Below are 17,041 nucleotides of genomic sequence, written 5' to 3'. Positions count from 1 at the left end.
TTCATATATGAAACGGAGAACGATTATGAAAACCAACTATGGGAGTTTTTTTAGAAAATTACGTTTAGACAAAAACATAAGTATTTCTTCACTAGCAGATGAATTTATATCAAAAGGTATGATTTCAAAGTTTGAAAGAGATGAATCTGAAATTAGTGTTTCTCGATTCTTTCATTTACTGGATAAGATTCATGTACGGGCAGCAGAATTTGATTTAGCAAAAAATATGTTTAATCCTACGGGATTTGAATCGCTATTAAGAAAAATTCAAATGTACGTTATTGAAGAAAATTATGGAAAGTTAGAAAAATTAGCAATGATAGAATTTACAAGTTGGCAGAAGTCAAAAGATTCTTATAGTTATCTAAACTTTATTATGGTGACTGCTATTATCAATGGCCACAAAAAAAAAGAAATCTCCCAAGAAGATCTCGATTTTTTGACAAATTATCTATTTAAATGTGAAAATTGGGGACTTTATGAATTAACTTTGTATACTAATTCTATCTCAGTACTTCCTATAAATACTATATTGGTATTTTCTAAATCACTTCCTCAAAAAATACTCTTACTTAAAGATTCTGCGAGTATTCTGGATACGGCAATAAATGCCATTATTAACACTTTAATTCTTTGCATTGAACATGATAAGGTAGAAGAGGGGTTATTTTTTATTAAAGTATTAGACGATTTTCCTTTATCAGAAGTAATGCTTTTCGAGCGTATGCTATTTCACGTCTATAAAGGTATTTTTTTCGCTAAATTTACAGATAAAAAACAGTACGGAGAAAAGTTAATTCAGGATTCATTATTGATATTAAAATTAGCAAATTGTAATAATCTGTATGATATTCTATTAGAAGATTCAAATAGACTACTGTTTAATATTTGAATCATTTATTATCTTTTTTACTCCATAGTATAGTATTAAGTCAGTTCTAACGTACCAAGTCGTTAGCAACTGGCTTTTTTGGTATTAATAGTTTGGTAGGTACATATTTATAGGAAAAATAAAATGTTATTCACGCATAATTAAAAAACAATCTAAAAGTGAGGTGAACCTTATGAACTCTGTTTTAAACTTACAAACACATAGTAATACTGTTGATTCAAAAATTATTATTAGTTGGAAGTGTACAATCATTGCATAATTAAAAAAACAATCTAAAAGTGAGGTGAACCTTATGAACTCTGTTTTAAACTTACAAACACACAGTAATACTGTTGATCCAAAAGTTATTATTAGTTGGAAGTGTACAATCATTGCATAATTAAAAAAACAATCTAAAAGTGAGGCGAACCTTATGAACTCTGTTTTAAACTTACAAACACACAGTAATACTGTTGATCCAAAAGTTATTATTAGTTGGAAGTGTACAATCATTGCATAATTAAAAAAACAATCTAAAAGTGAGGTGAACCTTATGAACTCTGTTTTAAACTTACAAACACACAGTAATACTGTTGATCCAAAAGTTATTATTAGTTGGAAGTGTACAATCATTGCATAATTAAAAAAACAATCTAAAAGTGAGGTGAACCTTATGAACTCTGTTTTAAACTTACAAACACACAGTAATACTGTTGATCCAAAAGTTATTATTAGTTGGAAGTGTACAATCATTGCATAATTAAAAAAACAATCTAAAAGTGAGGTGAACCTTATGAACTCTGTTTTAAACTTACAAATGCACAGTAATACTGTTGATCCCAAAAGTTATTATTAGTTGGAAGTGTACAATTCATGCATAATTTATAAAAATATTCTATATGAGAATATTTTAAACAACTGACAAACCAGATGATAAATATAAGGTACAATCGTTTTATCTTCAGGAGTGGATAAAAAATAATTGTCATTTTATATCTTTATTTCACAAAAAAATTCCCAGTAGTTGACTCATTTCATAAACAATTAAAAATCCAAAGAGATTTCCATCTCTTTGGATTTTTTTGTATAAACCATGTGTAATTTTACTCCTTTAATTATAGATGGAGCAGTCCTTACATATGTCAATCTTAGTTTAAATTTGTATACTTATTACCAAAATTTCTCTTTCAGATTCAACTATATCAACTGTAATAACATCTAAATTATAATGATTGCTAAATAAAACTAAATTTGACACCCAAACAGACCAACTCTATCCATTTTATTAATTTTGTATTATATACATTTTTATTAAAAAAAATCGATAGATTAATTTTTTAATCTATTGGATATATCGGCCTTAAAGAGCCACTTCGTCGGACATAATTGAGCCATCTAAATCGCTCCTATTTGAGCCACATAAATCAGTATTTCTGAACCAATTGGTGGTTCTTTTTTTATTGCCATCGTGATATAACTAAGTCGTGAGTTCAGCTCATAAAATATTATGGAGGTGGTAGTGATGTCTAATTATGTAGAAATGCTTCGGCTATATGAGGCTGGTTTTAGCTTAAGATAAATAGCCAAATTAGTCTCTTCAGGTCGAAATGCAGTCACAAGAACCGTCAAAATCGCACAGGAAAAGTAGTTGTTATACGAAGATGTTGCACAATGGTCAAGTGAAAAATTATAGGAAATATTTAAACCGGATAAAGACAAAAAGGATCAGCCCGTTGCGTATTATGTAATGCCAGACTATAAACAGCTTTCAAAAGAGCTCGCTAAACCAGGTGTTACGATACAGCTTCTCTGGGAGGAATATGCTCAAGAATGTCGGTTAAACAATAAAATCTACTATAAATTAACCCAATTTAAGAAATATTTTAATGACTATCTTTACAAGAATAATTTTAGTCATGTCTTTCATCATAAAGCGGGAGAACAAGTCCAAGTGGATTGGACTTGTTCTCCCGCAATGGATTGATCCCATGACTGGTGAAGTTATCAAAGGTGAATTATTTATCGGGACTTTACCTTTTAGCGGTTATACCTATGCTCAAGCTTGTATCGATCAGAAGATGCCAAGATGGATTGAAGCCCATGTTAAAATGTTTGAATATTTCCAAGGGGTCCCCACCTTATTGACTCCAGACAATCTTCGCACGGGTGTAACCAAGAATACAAAGTCACAATTGCTTTTAAATCCAACCTATGAGGATATGTCGAACCACTATCAGACAATTATTGGTCCTACACGTGTTGCCCGTCCGAAGGACAAGGCGGCGGCGGTTGAAAATCATGTTAAGCACCTTACAACACACATAATTGCTCGTATGCGCAATTATCAATGTTTTAGTATCGATGAATACAACCAATATCTATTAAAGCTTCTTGATGAATTTAATGCTAAGCCTTTTCAAAAGAAAGAAGGAAGCCGCCTTCAGATGTTTCAAGAATTTGAACAAGAAACTCTTAAAGAATTACCGGCTTATTCGTATGAAGTGTGTGAATTTAAAGAAGCGAAAGTATATACAAATAGCCATGTCACATTAAAAAGCACTATTATTCTGTACCTTATCAGTATATTGGTGAAAAAGTGACCCTGAAAATTTATTCGACTTACGTTAAAATTTATCACGATCAACAGGTCTTATGTGAACATGTTACCGTAGGTACCCAATCAGGTGCTCACTCTATGAATGAAGAGCACTTACCTGAAGAAAGTAAAAATTTTGGAAAGTGGAATAGTATAAGGTATTTAGAGTGGGCACGCCGAATTGGGCCAAATGTTCATCTCGTAATCTCACGAATGTTTGATCAAGGACCTGAACAACAGTATTATCGAAGAGTTCATGCAACATTAAAAATGGCAGACACCTATTGGCTCTTTAACAACTAGGGTTGGTACATCTTAAACGAATCTTTAGAATTGTGTCACAGCCCCCATGACTTAATGCTAAACTTAACTCGAGCAAATGTTTATTGTACGAATGCTATTTTATAAAGCGTAAAACCGGTAGAATTAACGAATGAAAAGTTTTTTTTCTAATCCTTATCATTTTATTAAAGCAGTATTTTATGATAACGTATAGTGTAACGGAGGCATCTAGAATGAAAGTAAACAACAGATATTGTTCATTTTATTACCGAAATGATCCCGTCACTCATGAAATAAGTTATCGTCCGAATGAAACCGCACTCATGCTGATTGACTTACAAAATTATTTTGTCGATCGACCTGATTTTGGTTCGGAGCAGGAAGTGCATGAATGGGAAGAAATGTATCGCTATATCCATGAAACAGTTATCCCCAATAATGAGCGATTATTAACATTCGCCAGAGAAAACGAGATTCTTGTTGTACATGCTGTGATTGAATCCAGTTTTGAGGATGGTAGAGAGCGCTCATTATCCCATCGTCGTCCAACCTTCAATAATATTATTATCGCTCCGAATACTTATGAAAGTAAAATTATTGAGCCACTTACTCCTCAAAAAAATGAAGTGATGATTAAAAAAACGGCCCATTCCGCGGTCGATAGTTCTTTAGTTTTACTGCTTAACAACCTCGGCATTACTGACATCATTGCGACGGGATTGGTAACCGATCAATGTGTCTCCAGTACAGTTAGAGGATTATCTGACCATAATTTTAGAGTTTGGGTGGTTGAAGATGCCACAATGGCTGGAACCTTTGAACTAAGAGATAACGAACTGACCATTCTTAATAATACGTATTGTAATGTCGTTAATACTGAAGAAATAGTGAACGTCTTATCAAAAGATGAGAGCGAAAGGGAGAACTAGCCTTAAATAATACTCTTTTTATGAACGATTGCGTCACTAATTTAAACGTTTCTAAAAATCAAAGGGGGTGTGACGGATGTCACAGCCCCTTATTCTTATGCTAAAAGCAGTCGTTTCTTGGTTGATGTTCTTGTTGCGAGTGGAGGAGTAGCCGATTCGTTACGTGATCTTCGCCGTCTGTTATAGGATCTCGCAAGCGCATTTAGCTACTCAGAACAGAGGTGTAACGCTGAAATTCTAGTCAGTTGCTTTATTCGTTCTTGAGGAGATAAAGTAGCGATTAAACACACGAAAAACCCCTAAAGTCGGTTTACTTTTTACAGTGTCTACTTTAGGGGTCTTCTTGGAGTTAACGATGTTTGTTTTTTAGACAAATAAAAAAACCGCTTCTTGACAGAAACGGTTGTCAAATGTCGTATAGAATGGAATTAAACGCGTTCGATTTTACCTGATTTCAATGCACGAGTTGACACCCAAACTTTTGTCGGTGTACCGTCGATCATGACACGAACTTTTTGTAAGTTAGGTTTAACTGTACGTTTAGTTGCGTTCATAGCGTGAGAACGGTTATTTCCAGATCTTGTTTTACGACCAGTGAAGTAACATACTTTAGACATTATTGATTTCCCCCTTTGGCTGTTCTGTTGGAGCACTATTTTTTTCGCTCATACTAAAATAACTTATCATAAATGGCAACTGATTGCAAGTGTTTTTCGCTAATCTCGTTTGACTTCTTCTGTTAAAAAGAGTAACTTTAATCGTAGTAACGATAATAAATGCGTTAGAATTGCGAAATAACAACGACTCCTTCTTTTAATTGGGGCGAGGCTATGTTAAAATATTAAAGATAGAAATAAGACCATTTGTCTGTTAAGGAGGCTTTATTATGGCAGTTAAAATTCAAACATCATCTGGCTTAATTGAAATATCTAATGAAGTAATTGCAACCGTTGTTGGGGGTGCTACAACGGATGTCTTTGGCATCGTTGGAATGGCAAGTAAAAATCAAATCAAAGATAATATTAATGAAATTTTGCGCAAAGAAAATTATGCACGTGGCGTTGTTGTCCGTCAAGAAGATAACGAAATCGCAGTCGACGTCTACACCATCGTAAGTTACGGGACAAAGATTTCAGAAGTTTCTCGCAATGTCCAAGAGAAAGTGAAGTACAATCTTGATTCAATGTTAGGTGTAACGGCAAACTCTGTGAATGTATTTGTTCAAGGTGTGCGCGTATTACCAGATTAGAGGCGAGAACCGTTTTGATGACGGTTTATTTTTAAGGAGGATTTATCAGTGGAAGTAACGAATATTCGTGCTAGTCAGTTCCAGTCAATGGTTCAAGCTGGCGCCGATCGTCTACAGGAGCATGCAGAGTATGTCAACTCATTAAACGTGTTTCCTGTTCCCGATGGCGATACCGGAACAAATATGAATTTATCAATGATCAGTGGTGCAAAAGCCGTCAGTGACTCAACTTCAGACAAGGTGGGCGAGTTGGCGACGCATTTATCAAAAGGATTGCTAATGGGCGCACGTGGAAATTCAGGAGTTATTTTATCCCAATTATTCCGTGGTTTTGCCAAACAAATTCCAGATGTTGAAACATTATCTGGCAAGGAATTAGCTGCCGCTTTTACACATGGCGTTAATACCGCTTATAAAGCAGTAATGAAACCTGTTGAAGGAACGATTTTAACTGTGGCTCGTGTTGCAGCGGAGTTCGGTGAGCGCAAGGCGACTGAGACGGATGACTGTGTGGCAGTAATGACTGCGGTCGTTTCAGGCGCGAAAAAAGCGTTAGCGAAGACCCCCGATTTATTACCAATCTTAAAAGAAGTCGGTGTAGTCGATAGTGGTGGTCAAGGTCTGTTATTTATTTACGAAGGATTCTTAAGTGTCCTAAATGGTGAATATGTACCCGAAAATGATTTTGAAACGCCAGCAGCAATGGACGAGATGATCAATGCGGAACATCACCGTAGTGTTCACAGTCATTTGGCAACAGAAGACATTACGTTTGGTTACTGTACTGAAATTATGGTAAAAATTGGCGATGGACCTACGGCTGACACGGCCTTTGAATACGATACTTTCCGTAATTACTTAAATGAACTAGGGGATTCTTTGTTAGTGGTGAATGATGATGAAATCATTAAGGTTCACGTTCACACAGAGTATCCTGGCGAAGTCATGAATTATGGGCAAAAATTCGGTTCATTGATGAAAGTGAAAGTCGACAACATGCGTGTGCAACACGAAACACTATTAGAAAATGATAGTGCACCGGTGAAAAAACCGCGTGTGCCTTACGCAATTATTGCAATTGCGGCGGGCAATGGCGTTCAAGAACTCTTTAAGAGTTTAGGAGCAAGTTATGTCATTAGTGGTGGTCAAACGATGAATCCGAGCACGGAAGATATTTTGAAAGCAATCGATGCTGTCAATGCAGATCAAGTGATTGTTTTACCAAATAACAAAAATATTTTCATGGCGGCAGACCAAGCCGCAGAAGTTGCGGACATTCCAGTCGTTGTGGTTCCAAGTAAAACAATCTCTCAAGGAATGACAGCGATGCTAGCTTTCAACGATCAAGTTGGGTTAGCACAAAACCAAGCAGCGATGACCGAAATGTTAACAAGCGTGGTGAGTGGCTCACTCACACATGCGATTCGCGATACCGCAATTGATGGCATCACGATTAAAGAAGGCGACTTCTTAGGAATGATCGACGGGAAAATTGTCGTGTCAAAAACAGATGCGCTTGAAGTAGCATTCGAAACCTTAAAACAAATGATGGATGAAGAAACGGAAATCGTGACGATTATCATTGGTGAAGAGGGAACACAAGAACAAGCAGAGCAAATGGAAGCTGCGTTACTCGCAATGAATGAGGAATTAGAAGTCGAAATTCACCATGGCGATCAACCAGTCTATCCGTATCTGTTTGCAGCAGAATAAAGAATAAAATAAGAAAAAGCTTGGCGCGAACATTGTGTTTGTCCCAGGCTTTTTTTAAAGAATGGAGGGCGTTCGATGAGTGTGAAAGACTCGGTTACCAAGTTAAGTGGGGTAGGAGCCAAACGAGCTGAAAATTTAGCGACTTTAGGAATTGAAAGGGTTGAAGACTTACTCGAACACTATCCTTTTCGCTATGAAGATATTCAAGAAAGAAAAATCGCAGAAATTCAAGATCAAGAAAAGGTGACGATTAAAGGTCTCGTTGTTTCACCTGCTGTGATGAGTCGTTTTGGCTATAAGAAAACGCGATTACAATTTCGGATGATGCAAGATCATGATGTCTTTGCGGTCTCTTTTTTTAATCAACCGTATTTAAAAGATAAAATCGAAGTCTCCACAGAAATTGCGGTCTATGGCAAATGGGATGCCAAGCGTAAAAGTCTGACGGGGATGAAGATTTTAGCACCGAAGCAAGAAGAAGACTTTGCGCCCATCTATCGGGTTAATAAAGCCGTTCGCCAAGCGTCCTTGGTTCAATTGATTAAACAGGCCTTTGATGGTTATTATGATCAAATTGAAGAGAATTTACCATTGTCTTTACTCGAAAAGTATCGTTTGATGCCACGCAAAGAGGCGATGTATAGTATGCATTTTCCTAAGAATATTGAAGAACACCATCAAGCGAAACGTCGCGTAGTCTTTGAAGAATTTTTCTTGTTTCAAATGCAAATTCAAGGCTTAAAACAACAACAGCGAGCAGAAAGCAATGGGCTGGCAATCGCCTACGATGTTGCGGCTTTAAAGGCTTTTACACAACAATTACCCTTTGAGTTAACGACGGCACAAAAGCGTGTTACGAATGAAATATGCCGGGATTTACGGAGTCAAAAGCATATGCAACGACTCTTGCAAGGGGATGTTGGAAGTGGGAAAACGGTCGTTGCTGCGATTGCACTGTATGCTACGATGACGGCAGGCTTTCAAGGGGCACTTATGGTTCCCACTGAAATCTTAGCTCAGCAACATATGGAAAGTTTGGTGCAGCTATTTGAGGGGTTTGATGTGAACGTCGCGCTACTGACGGGCTCAACGAAAACCAAGGAACGCCGCGAAATTCTTAGTCAACTAGCCAGTGGTGCTATTCATGTGCTTGTTGGTACGCATGCGTTAATTCAAGCCGATGTCGAGTTTTCTCATCTTGGGCTCGTCATTACGGATGAACAGCATCGCTTCGGGGTGAACCAACGCAAAATTTTACGCGAAAAAGGTTGGCGCCCGGATGTACTCTTTATGACGGCAACACCAATTCCGCGAACATTAGCGATTACTGCTTATGGTGAAATGGATGTCTCGATCATTGATGAACTACCGTCAGGACGAATTCCAATCGAAACACGGTGGGTCCGGCCGCCGCAGATGCCACAAGTCTTAAAAGGAAGTCTGACTCAACTTCAAAAAGGGCATCAAATGTATGTCATCTGTCCGTTAATTGAAGAGTCGGAAATGTTGGACGTTCAAAATGCTGTGGCGATCTATGAAGAACTTCAAGACTTTTATGGAAGTGACTATAAGGTCAGTCTTCTTCATGGGAAAATGAAAAATCAAGAAAAAGAAGCCATTATGGAGGCTTTTAAGCAAAACGAAAGTCAAATTCTCGTTTCGACGACGGTAATCGAAGTGGGTGTCAATGTACCTAACGCCACCATGATGCTCATTATTGATGCTGATCGTTTTGGGTTAGCCCAACTGCATCAATTACGGGGGCGTGTGGGACGTGGTGCAGTCGCTTCTTCGTGTATTTTAATCGCCAATCCTAAAAATGAAACGGGTCAAAAACGGATGCAAATTATGACGGAAACGACGAATGGCTTTGTTGTGAGTGAAAAAGACTTAGAATTACGCGGTCCAGGGGAAGTCTTTGGTTCTCGTCAATCGGGATTGCCGGAATTTGCGATGGCTGATTTAGTCGCAGACGGACATATTTTAGAAGTAGCCAGACAAGAAGCCGCGGCTATTTGGCAACAAGTTGGATGGGAAGTCCTGCCTGATTTTGCGCCATTAGTGACGTATTTAAAGACCATTCAACAAGAAAAACCATTTTTTGACTAGTAAAAATGTGCTATACTATTCAAGACAAACGAAAGGAAGTGCCACGTTCGATGAGAATTGCCGTTGACGCAATGGGAGGAGACAATGCACCTAAAGCAATCGTAGAAGGTGTCTTATTGGCTCATCAAGAATTTCCCGACATTGAATTCCAACTTTATGGAAAAGAAACAGAAATCAGACGCTATTTAAATGGTGAAATCAATATCCGAGTGATTCATACCGATGAAAAAATTAATAGTGACGATGAACCGGTAAAAGCGATTCGTCGGAAAAAACAAGCTTCCATGGTCTTGGCCGCGCAAGCCGTGAAAAATGGAGAAGCTGATGCCATTTTTTCAGCAGGGAACACGGGTGGCTTATTGGCTGCGGGTTTATTTATTGTGGGACGGATTAAAGGCATTGAACGTCCAGGGTTACTCTCTACGATGCCTGTTATTGGGAGTGAGACGGGTTTTGATATGCTCGATCTTGGAGCAAATGCCGAAAATAAACCGGAACATTTAGTCCAATATGGCATTTTAGGTTCCTTTTACGCAGCAAATGTTCGTGGCATTACCAAACCACGCGTCGGTCTATTGAATAATGGAACGGAAGCCTCAAAAGGTAGTGAGTTGACGAAAAAGGCATTTGAATTGCTTTCTCAAGAAACCAGTATTCATTTTATCGGCAATGTTGAAGCACGTGATATCTTAACGGGTGTTGCCGATGTGGTGGTAACCGATGGCTTTACCGGGAATGCTGTCTTAAAATCAATTGAAGGAACGGCCTTAAATATTGTGAATCTTTTAAAAACATCGATTTTAGATTCTGGAGTTAAAGGGAAAATTGGCGCCTTATTGCTAAAAGATGCTTTAAAGAACTTGAAAAACGAAATGGATTATGCGAAATATGGTGGGGCTGTTTTATTTGGCTTAAAAGCACCGGTTGTTAAAACGCATGGTTCAACGGGACCAGAAGCCGTAGCGGCAACCATTCGTCAAATTCATACCATGTTAGAAACGCAAGTGGTTGATAAATTGGTGAAACAATTTGAAGAAAATAGTCCAGAATAACCTTTTTTTATGACAGCGAGTGTCATAGGTGCAACAAAATTGAAAAAAAGCTAGACAAAAAGAACATTAATCGATACTATTGTAATAGTTCTTTTTTGACCTTGTTAAAATTCGTGGAGGTGAGTGCAATTGACGCGTGAAGAAGTATTTGCAAAAGTAGCAACAGTTATCGCAAATCATTTTGAAATTGATGCAGATAAAGTAACCGATACAATGAGAATTAAAGAAGATTTGAATGCTGACTCGATCAGTGTGATGGAATTTGTTCTAGAATTAGAAGAAAACTTCTCAACTGAAATTTCAGATGAAGACGCCGAACAAATTCAAACTGTGGGTGGAGCAGTTGATTATATTGTTAGTCATTTAGCGTAAATAAAAAGACAATGAATTATTTTCGAATAATCCATTGTCTTTTTTGTTTGGTACGAGGTAGTCACAGTTTTTTGTTACGCCTCGGTGAGTGGATAGACCATCATCGTGCCTTCATTAGAGGTGAGGAAACCATTTTTTTCATAAAATGTCACGGCTTGTGCGCCACCGGTAAGGAGGAATAGTTGCTGAATCGCTTCTTTCTTTAGTTGCGTGGCGGCAAAAGCGAATAATTGTCTGCCGAGCCCTTGCCTTTGATAGTGCGGTGTCACGTTGAATTCATCGATGCAAAATTGGCGCCAATTTTGAAAGTAATAGTCAATTCGGCCTAAACACATCGCGATGATGTGACCCTCATATTCGATAACGTATCCTCGGGCGTTAAAGCCACTCATCGTCGCTTCAATTCGCAGGAGTGCCTCTTCTAGTGTCCAAGGATTATTCCATGGCTCATTTGCGTAGGCGGCGATTAGACTATCAGCACAACTGGTGTAATCTTCTTTTTGGATTTCTCTAAACACAAACGTCATAAAATCGCCTCTTCCTGCTTCAAATTTAGCATTTATCATAACAAATCAGCGGTCTCTTGTCGATGGTTTCTTTTATGGATGAATCCTGAACGAGGAACAAGCGAAATACGGGTGTTAAATGGTAAAACACAAAGAAATCATGAGGAAAGAAGGACTTGTATTTCATAATTTGGCAAAAACCATTATAATAGGAGAAGGTGCACCAAAGTAAGAAAGGAATGGATTAGATGGATCAACGGTTATTAAAGGAATTAAAAGAAACGTATCACCTTGTCTTTCATAACGAAGCTTTGTTAGAACAAGCCTTCACCCATTCATCTTATGTGAATGAGCATCGCTATTTACAGCTATCAGATAATGAGCGCTTAGAGTTTTTAGGCGATGCCGTCTTAGAATTGCTCGTTTCCCAATTTTTATATCGGAATTTTCCCAAAGTACCAGAAGGAAAATTAACGAAACTACGAGCGGCGATTGTCTGTGAAGATAGTTTATCAAAATTTGCGAAAGAATGTCATTTTGACCAATATGTCTTATTAGGCAAAGGCGAAGAACATTCGGGTGGAAGAACCCGTCCTGCTTTATTATGTGACTTATTTGAAGCTTTTTTAGGTGCGCTTTACTTAGATCATGATTTAGTGGCGGTCGACCAATTTTTAGCGAAGGTCGTTTTCCCCAAAATTATCGCAGGTGCTTTTTCACATGAGATGGATCACAAAACACGCCTACAAGAAGTACTACAACGGTCGGGCGATGTTGCGATAGAGTATCAATTATTGAGAGAAGAAGGTCCGGCCCACGAAAGAAAATTCTGGACAGAAGTTTCTTGTAACGGTGAAAAAATCGGTGAGGGTTACGGAAAATCAAAAAAATTAGCAGAACAAGCGGCCGCAGCCAATGCGTTGACGCGACTTGAGAAGTAAGTGAGGGAATTTAGTGTATTTAAAACGAATGGAACTAGCCGGTTTTAAATCGTTTGCCAATCGTACGGTGATTGATTTTGAAGAAAATATTACGGCGATTGTGGGACCAAACGGTAGTGGAAAAAGTAATATTACCGAAGCGATTCGCTGGGTCTTAGGCGAGCAATCCGTCAAAAGTTTACGTGGTGGAAAGATGCCCGACATTATTTTTGCGGGATCGGATTCTCGAAAAGCCTTGAATTTGGCAGAGGTTACGATTGTTTTAGCCAATGAGGATCATTATTTACCGTTAGATTATAATGAAGTCAGTGTCACTCGACGGATTTCACGCAGTGGCGAGAGTGAATACTTTTTAAATAAGCAAGCGTGTCGTTTGCGAGATATTCAAGAACTCTTTATGGACTCAGGATTAGGAAAAGAGTCTTTTTCCATTATCTCCCAAGGGAAAGTCGAAGCGATTTTTAGTAGTAAGCCAGAAGATCGACGTGGGATTTTTGAAGAGGCTGCGGGCGTTTTGAAGTATAAACAACGCAAGAAACAAGCCGAACAAAAACTCTTTGAAACAGAAGATAATTTAAATCGCGTCCAAGATATTGTGTATGAACTGGAAGAACAATTAGCACCTTTAGCTAGTCAAAGTGCGGATGCTCGTACTTATCTTGGATTGAAAGAAACATTCACCCAATTAGAAGTGGCGTATATCGTCACTGAAATGATTGAGGCGAAAACCATTTATGATCATACGACGCAGCAATTAACGACCGTCAAACAACAATTGCACGAGATGACTGAAAAACTCGTACGAGAAGAATCGTTAATTGACACGTTGCGTCAGCGAAGAACGCGTTTAGACGATACCCTTGAAAGCCAAAACGAACAGCATTTAGCGCTGGTTGAAGCGTTAAAGCAAGCCCAAGGACAACGAGAAGTTTTATTAGAACGTTCGAAGCATACCGAAAAAAGTACGACAGAATATCAAGAGAATTTAGAAAGTATTGAAGAAAAGTTACTGTCTTTAAACCATGAGAAAGCAACTTGTTTAGCCAATCTTTCGCAAAAAAATCGCGAAGTCCAACAACTTGAAAAAGAGTTAGCAGATGGAGAGAAAAATCTCGCGCTTTATCAAAAAACGGCGAAGGAATTGATTGAAGAACTTCGCAGTAAGTACGTGGATTATTTGCAGCAACAAGCAAGTGTCAGTAACGAATTAAAGTACTTAGAACGACAATATCAACAAGAAATGATTCAAAACCAGCACGTTGTCACGAAGCAAGCTGCTTTAAAAGAAGAATTGACCGATAAAGAAGCGCGTTATCAAGTCGTAGCAACACAGCTGCAGTTGAAGCAAGAGGAATTGGCCGAACAACGAACGCAATACGCACAAACGAAGGAAAAATTGACGCAAAGGCAACAAGAATTTTCGGAAAGTCAGCGCAAGATGTTCCAATTAATCAAAGAATTACAGCAAGCAAAAGCTCGAGAAAAGAGTTTGCAAGAAATTAAAGAAAACTATAGCGGCTTTTATCAAGGGACGCGAACGATTTTACAACATCGTCAAGAACTCACAGGGATTGTGGGTGCGGTGGCGGAATTAGTGAACGTGCCAAGTGACTATACGTTAGCAATTGAAACGGCTCTAGGAAATGCTGCGCAACATTTGATTGTGGAAACAGAAGCCGATGCACGCCAAGGGATTGCTTTTTTGAAACGCAATCAAGGCGGCAGAGGGACTTTTTTACCGATTACGACCATTCAACCGCGTCAAATTTCGGATATGGTCCAACAACAAGCGGCGCAGGTCGAAGGCTACGTAGGCGTTGCAAGTCAACTTGTGGCGTATCCAGAATCGATTGCGGGAGTCATCGCGAATTTGTTAGGTACGACTTTCATTGCCCAAGATTTGGCAAGTGGGAATGCTTTAGCACGACAACTGCACTATCGTTATCGCGTGGTAACACTCGAAGGTGATGTGATGCATGCTGGAGGGTCGATGACAGGTGGTGCGACACGACGAGGACAACAAGGAAGTTTGTTTAGTCAAACCAATGAATTACAACAATTAACACACAGTGTGGCGCGTCTAAGCGAACGGTTACTCGTTGTTGAAAAGCAAGTGAAGCAGTTTGAAGCCATGATAGAAGAGAGCAAAACACAACTTGAAAGCCTTCGTCATGCGGGCGAAGAAGGCAAAATGACAGAACAAGACATTCGAAATCAAGAACAACAATTGCGTCTAGAAATCGAGCGTTTGAAAAAAGAACTGAAAGTATTCACTTATGAAAACCAACATCTTCAAGAGTTTTTAACGACGTATGAAGAGCAAAAAGAACAAGGGGAAGCGAGTCAAAAAGTGATTGAACACCAACTCGCTACGATTAATGAAGAAATTCAATTATTAACGACGCAAGAAGATCATTTTGAAGAAAATCGCCAAAAAATGGCACAAGAAGTAGCAGCTTACCAAGCTCGCCTAGCTGTGGCAAAAGAGCAAGGACTTCATCTACGCCAAACAATCGAAGCGTTGAATCGGAATATTGAAGAACAAGAAAATCGTCAACGGCTCATCGAACAACATCTTGCTCATTTGACAACCGATTTTTCAAATAATGGTGTGACGGAAGAAAGCTTGAACGAACAAATTGAAGAATACTTGCTGCAAAAAGAAACGTTGCAAACGACCTTGAAAAACATGCGGGATGAGCGCAGTGAGATTCAAACAACGATTCGTGAAAAAGAACAACTTCTTAGTCAAGCCAATCAACAACAAAAAGCATTACTTGAAGAAAAAACAGCCGTGGAAGTTGAAAACAGTCGAGTGGGCATTTTACTCGATAATCGTTTAGACTATTTACAAGAGAGCTATCAGTTAAGTTTTGACCAAGCGAAGGCGATGTATGAAGTGTTAGAACATCCTGAGAAAGAAAAAGAAAAGATTCAGGCGTTACGCCAAGAAATGGCTGCGCTAGAACCTGTTAACTTACAAGCCATTGATCAGTTCGAACAAGTCAAAGAACGCTACGACTTTTTAACGGGGCAGCAACAAGATTTGATTTCGGCAAAAGATCAACTGTTTGAGACAATGTCTGAAATGGATGAGGAAGTCAAGAGTCGTTTTAAAGAAGTCTTTGAGGGCATTCGGAATGAATTTCAAACCGTTTTTCCGAATATGTTTGGTGGCGGTCGTGCAGAGTTAATCTTAACGGATCCGACTGATTTACTGCATACCGGAATTGAGATTGAAGCACAACCACCAGGGAAAAAATTACAAAATTTAAGTTTACTTTCTGGAGGCGAGCGTGCATTAACGGCGATTGCGTTATTGTTTTCGATTATCCAAGTCCGTCCGGTGCCATTTTGTGTATTGGATGAAGTGGAAGCGGCACTTGATGAAGCGAATGTTTTACGTTTCGGTCGTTATTTAAGAACGTTTGAAAAAGACACACAATTTATTGTGGTGACGCATCGCAAAGGGACGATGGAATCGGCTGATATGCTCTACGGCGTAACGATGGCCGAATCAGGTGTTTCGAAATTAGTGTCGGTCCGTTTAGAAGAGATTGCTCAAAATGGTCAAATACAAGTGTTAGAAGGAGAACGAAATGATTAAATTAGTTGCTATTGACTTAGATGGGACCTTATTAAATGGGAAAAAAGAAATTACCCCACGCAATAAAGCCGCGTTAATCGCAGCCAAAGCCAAAGGGGTCAAAGTGGTTATTTGTACGGGACGCCCGTTACGTGCCATCCATCCATTTTTACAAGAATTGAATTTAGAAGAGGCGGGCGATTATAGCATCACGTTTAACGGTGGGTTAGTCCAACAAAATGATACCGGAAAAATCATTGAAAAAAATGTATTAACCTTTGAACAAGTTCAAGAATTAATCACGCTTGCGCAAAGCCTCGATTTACCGCTCGACCTGTTATCAGAAGAAAAAGTGTTTAATGTGGCTACTTCAACTGACCATCCATCACTGTATTCTACGATGAATCCATTGTTAACCCATCTTCCGACCCTCATTTCCGAACTTCAAGAAGACCGCGTATATAACAAAGCTGTCATTGGTTTTGACCAAGCATTTTTAGATGCTCAAATCCAAAAAATTCCATCAGAAATTCGTGAGAGCTTTGAAGTGATTAAGAGCCGCGACATGCTGCTTGAATTTATGCCTAAAGGTGTGACAAAAGCTTACGGTCTATCGTTACTCGTTCGAGATTTAGGTCTGAAGCAAACCGAAGTGATGAGTATCGGTGATGAAGAAAATGATTTATCGATGATTGAATACGCCGGAATGGGTGTCGCTATGGGCAATGCGGTCGCACAAGTCAAAGCAGTCGCGGATATTGTGACAGCTACAAATGAAGAAGACGGCGTAGCAAAAGTGGTCGAAACATACATATTACAAGAAGGGAGTGACTAA

General features: G+C 38.7%; 14 protein-coding genes. 12 read left to right on the top strand and 2 right to left on the bottom strand.

Features of this window, described 5'->3' with window-relative positions; all coding sequences use genetic code 11:
• Window positions 1-25: 25 nt before the first annotated feature.
• The 4 genes from IGI68_RS03340 (at window position 26) to IGI68_RS03325 (ending at window position 4,678) form a co-directional block, all read left to right on the top strand.
• On the top strand, window positions 26-892 hold the full coding sequence (locus IGI68_RS03340; RefSeq protein WP_438730494.1) for a hypothetical protein: 867 nt from the start codon (window positions 26-28) through the stop codon (window positions 890-892).
• Window positions 893-2,859: 1,967 nt separating this feature from the next.
• Entirely contained in the window at window positions 2,860-3,471 is a 612-nt protein-coding gene (locus IGI68_RS03335) for a hypothetical protein (RefSeq protein ID WP_438730491.1), read from the top strand.
• A 95-nt stretch (window positions 3,472-3,566) separates the two neighbouring features.
• On the top strand, window positions 3,567-3,770 hold the full coding sequence (locus IGI68_RS03330) for a hypothetical protein (RefSeq protein WP_438733310.1): 204 nt from the start codon (window positions 3,567-3,569) through the stop codon (window positions 3,768-3,770).
• Between the two features lie 212 nt (window positions 3,771-3,982).
• On the top strand, window positions 3,983-4,678 hold the full coding sequence (locus IGI68_RS03325; RefSeq protein ID WP_438730488.1) for a cysteine hydrolase family protein: 696 nt from the start codon (window positions 3,983-3,985) through the stop codon (window positions 4,676-4,678).
• Between the two features lie 428 nt (window positions 4,679-5,106).
• Here IGI68_RS03325 and rpmB read toward each other — a convergent pair whose 3' ends face one another.
• Entirely contained in the window at window positions 5,107-5,295 is a 189-nt protein-coding gene (gene rpmB / locus IGI68_RS03320) for a 50S ribosomal protein L28 (RefSeq protein WP_071873978.1), read from the bottom strand.
• Window positions 5,296-5,564: 269 nt separating this feature from the next.
• Between rpmB and IGI68_RS03315 the strand changes: the two genes are divergently transcribed.
• The 5 genes from IGI68_RS03315 to acpP all read left to right on the top strand — a co-directional run bounded on the left by IGI68_RS03315 (window position 5,565) and on the right by acpP (window position 11,173).
• Window positions 5,565-5,927, top strand: a complete 363-nt coding sequence (locus tag IGI68_RS03315) for an Asp23/Gls24 family envelope stress response protein (RefSeq protein ID WP_071873976.1) — start codon at window positions 5,565-5,567, stop codon at window positions 5,925-5,927.
• A gap of 48 nt (window positions 5,928-5,975) precedes the next feature.
• On the top strand, window positions 5,976-7,640 hold the full coding sequence (locus IGI68_RS03310; RefSeq protein WP_071873975.1) for a DAK2 domain-containing protein: 1,665 nt from the start codon (window positions 5,976-5,978) through the stop codon (window positions 7,638-7,640).
• Between the two features lie 75 nt (window positions 7,641-7,715).
• On the top strand, window positions 7,716-9,749 hold the full coding sequence (recG, locus tag IGI68_RS03305) for an ATP-dependent DNA helicase RecG (RefSeq protein WP_273232291.1): 2,034 nt from the start codon (window positions 7,716-7,718) through the stop codon (window positions 9,747-9,749).
• A 50-nt stretch (window positions 9,750-9,799) separates the two neighbouring features.
• Window positions 9,800-10,801, top strand: coding sequence for a phosphate acyltransferase PlsX (gene plsX / locus IGI68_RS03300; protein ID WP_438730483.1), 1,002 nt, complete (start codon window positions 9,800-9,802; stop codon window positions 10,799-10,801).
• A gap of 129 nt (window positions 10,802-10,930) precedes the next feature.
• Window positions 10,931-11,173 (top strand): acyl carrier protein, encoded by a 243-nt coding sequence (gene acpP / locus IGI68_RS03295; RefSeq protein WP_071873972.1) that lies wholly within the window; start codon window positions 10,931-10,933, stop codon window positions 11,171-11,173.
• 74 nt (window positions 11,174-11,247) lie between these two features.
• Here acpP and IGI68_RS03290 read toward each other — a convergent pair whose 3' ends face one another.
• Window positions 11,248-11,700, bottom strand: coding sequence for a GNAT family N-acetyltransferase (locus tag IGI68_RS03290; RefSeq protein ID WP_438730480.1), 453 nt, complete (start codon window positions 11,698-11,700; stop codon window positions 11,248-11,250).
• Window positions 11,701-11,927: 227 nt separating this feature from the next.
• On the opposite strand from IGI68_RS03290, the gene rnc reads away from it, so the two are divergent.
• From rnc to IGI68_RS03275, 3 genes are read left to right on the top strand one after another with little or no spacing between them, the layout of a single operon-like run.
• Window positions 11,928-12,620 (top strand): ribonuclease III, encoded by a 693-nt coding sequence (gene rnc / locus IGI68_RS03285; protein ID WP_273232285.1) that lies wholly within the window; start codon window positions 11,928-11,930, stop codon window positions 12,618-12,620.
• A 13-nt stretch (window positions 12,621-12,633) separates the two neighbouring features.
• The gene (smc, locus tag IGI68_RS03280) at window positions 12,634-16,227 is read left to right on the top strand and encodes a chromosome segregation protein SMC (protein WP_438730476.1); all 3,594 of its coding nucleotides are present in this window, start codon (window positions 12,634-12,636) and stop codon (window positions 16,225-16,227) included.
• Window positions 16,220-17,041, top strand: coding sequence for a Cof-type HAD-IIB family hydrolase (locus IGI68_RS03275; RefSeq protein ID WP_071873968.1), 822 nt, complete (start codon window positions 16,220-16,222; stop codon window positions 17,039-17,041). The genes smc and IGI68_RS03275 overlap by 8 nt, the downstream gene beginning before the upstream one ends.

Source organism: Enterococcus sp. DIV1314a, assembly GCF_051713805.1.
GTDB lineage: Bacteria > Bacillota > Bacilli > Lactobacillales > Enterococcaceae > Enterococcus_I > Enterococcus_I aquimarinus.
The sequence above is the reverse complement of the archived record's forward strand: the minus strand, read 5'-3'. Positions and strand labels throughout refer to the sequence as shown.

Excerpts from the sequence above, each read along its gene's own strand:
- IGI68_RS03340 (WP_438730494.1), top strand. The coding sequence starts at position 26 with ATGAAAACCAACTATGGGAGTTTTTTTAGAAAATTACGTTTAGACAAA.
- IGI68_RS03335 (WP_438730491.1), top strand. The coding sequence starts at position 2,860 with ATGACTGGTGAAGTTATCAAAGGTGAATTATTTATCGGGACTTTACCT.
- IGI68_RS03330 (WP_438733310.1), top strand. The coding sequence starts at position 3,567 with ATGAATGAAGAGCACTTACCTGAAGAAAGTAAAAATTTTGGAAAGTGG.
- IGI68_RS03325 (WP_438730488.1), top strand. The coding sequence starts at position 3,983 with ATGAAAGTAAACAACAGATATTGTTCATTTTATTACCGAAATGATCCC.
- rpmB (WP_071873978.1), bottom strand. The coding sequence starts at position 5,295 with ATGTCTAAAGTATGTTACTTCACTGGTCGTAAAACAAGATCTGGAAAT.
- IGI68_RS03315 (WP_071873976.1), top strand. The coding sequence starts at position 5,565 with ATGGCAGTTAAAATTCAAACATCATCTGGCTTAATTGAAATATCTAAT.
- recG (WP_273232291.1), top strand. The coding sequence starts at position 7,716 with ATGAGTGTGAAAGACTCGGTTACCAAGTTAAGTGGGGTAGGAGCCAAA.
- plsX (WP_438730483.1), top strand. The coding sequence starts at position 9,800 with ATGAGAATTGCCGTTGACGCAATGGGAGGAGACAATGCACCTAAAGCA.
- IGI68_RS03290 (WP_438730480.1), bottom strand. The coding sequence starts at position 11,700 with ATGACGTTTGTGTTTAGAGAAATCCAAAAAGAAGATTACACCAGTTGT.
- rnc (WP_273232285.1), top strand. The coding sequence starts at position 11,928 with ATGGATCAACGGTTATTAAAGGAATTAAAAGAAACGTATCACCTTGTC.
- IGI68_RS03275 (WP_071873968.1), top strand. The coding sequence starts at position 16,220 with ATGATTAAATTAGTTGCTATTGACTTAGATGGGACCTTATTAAATGGG.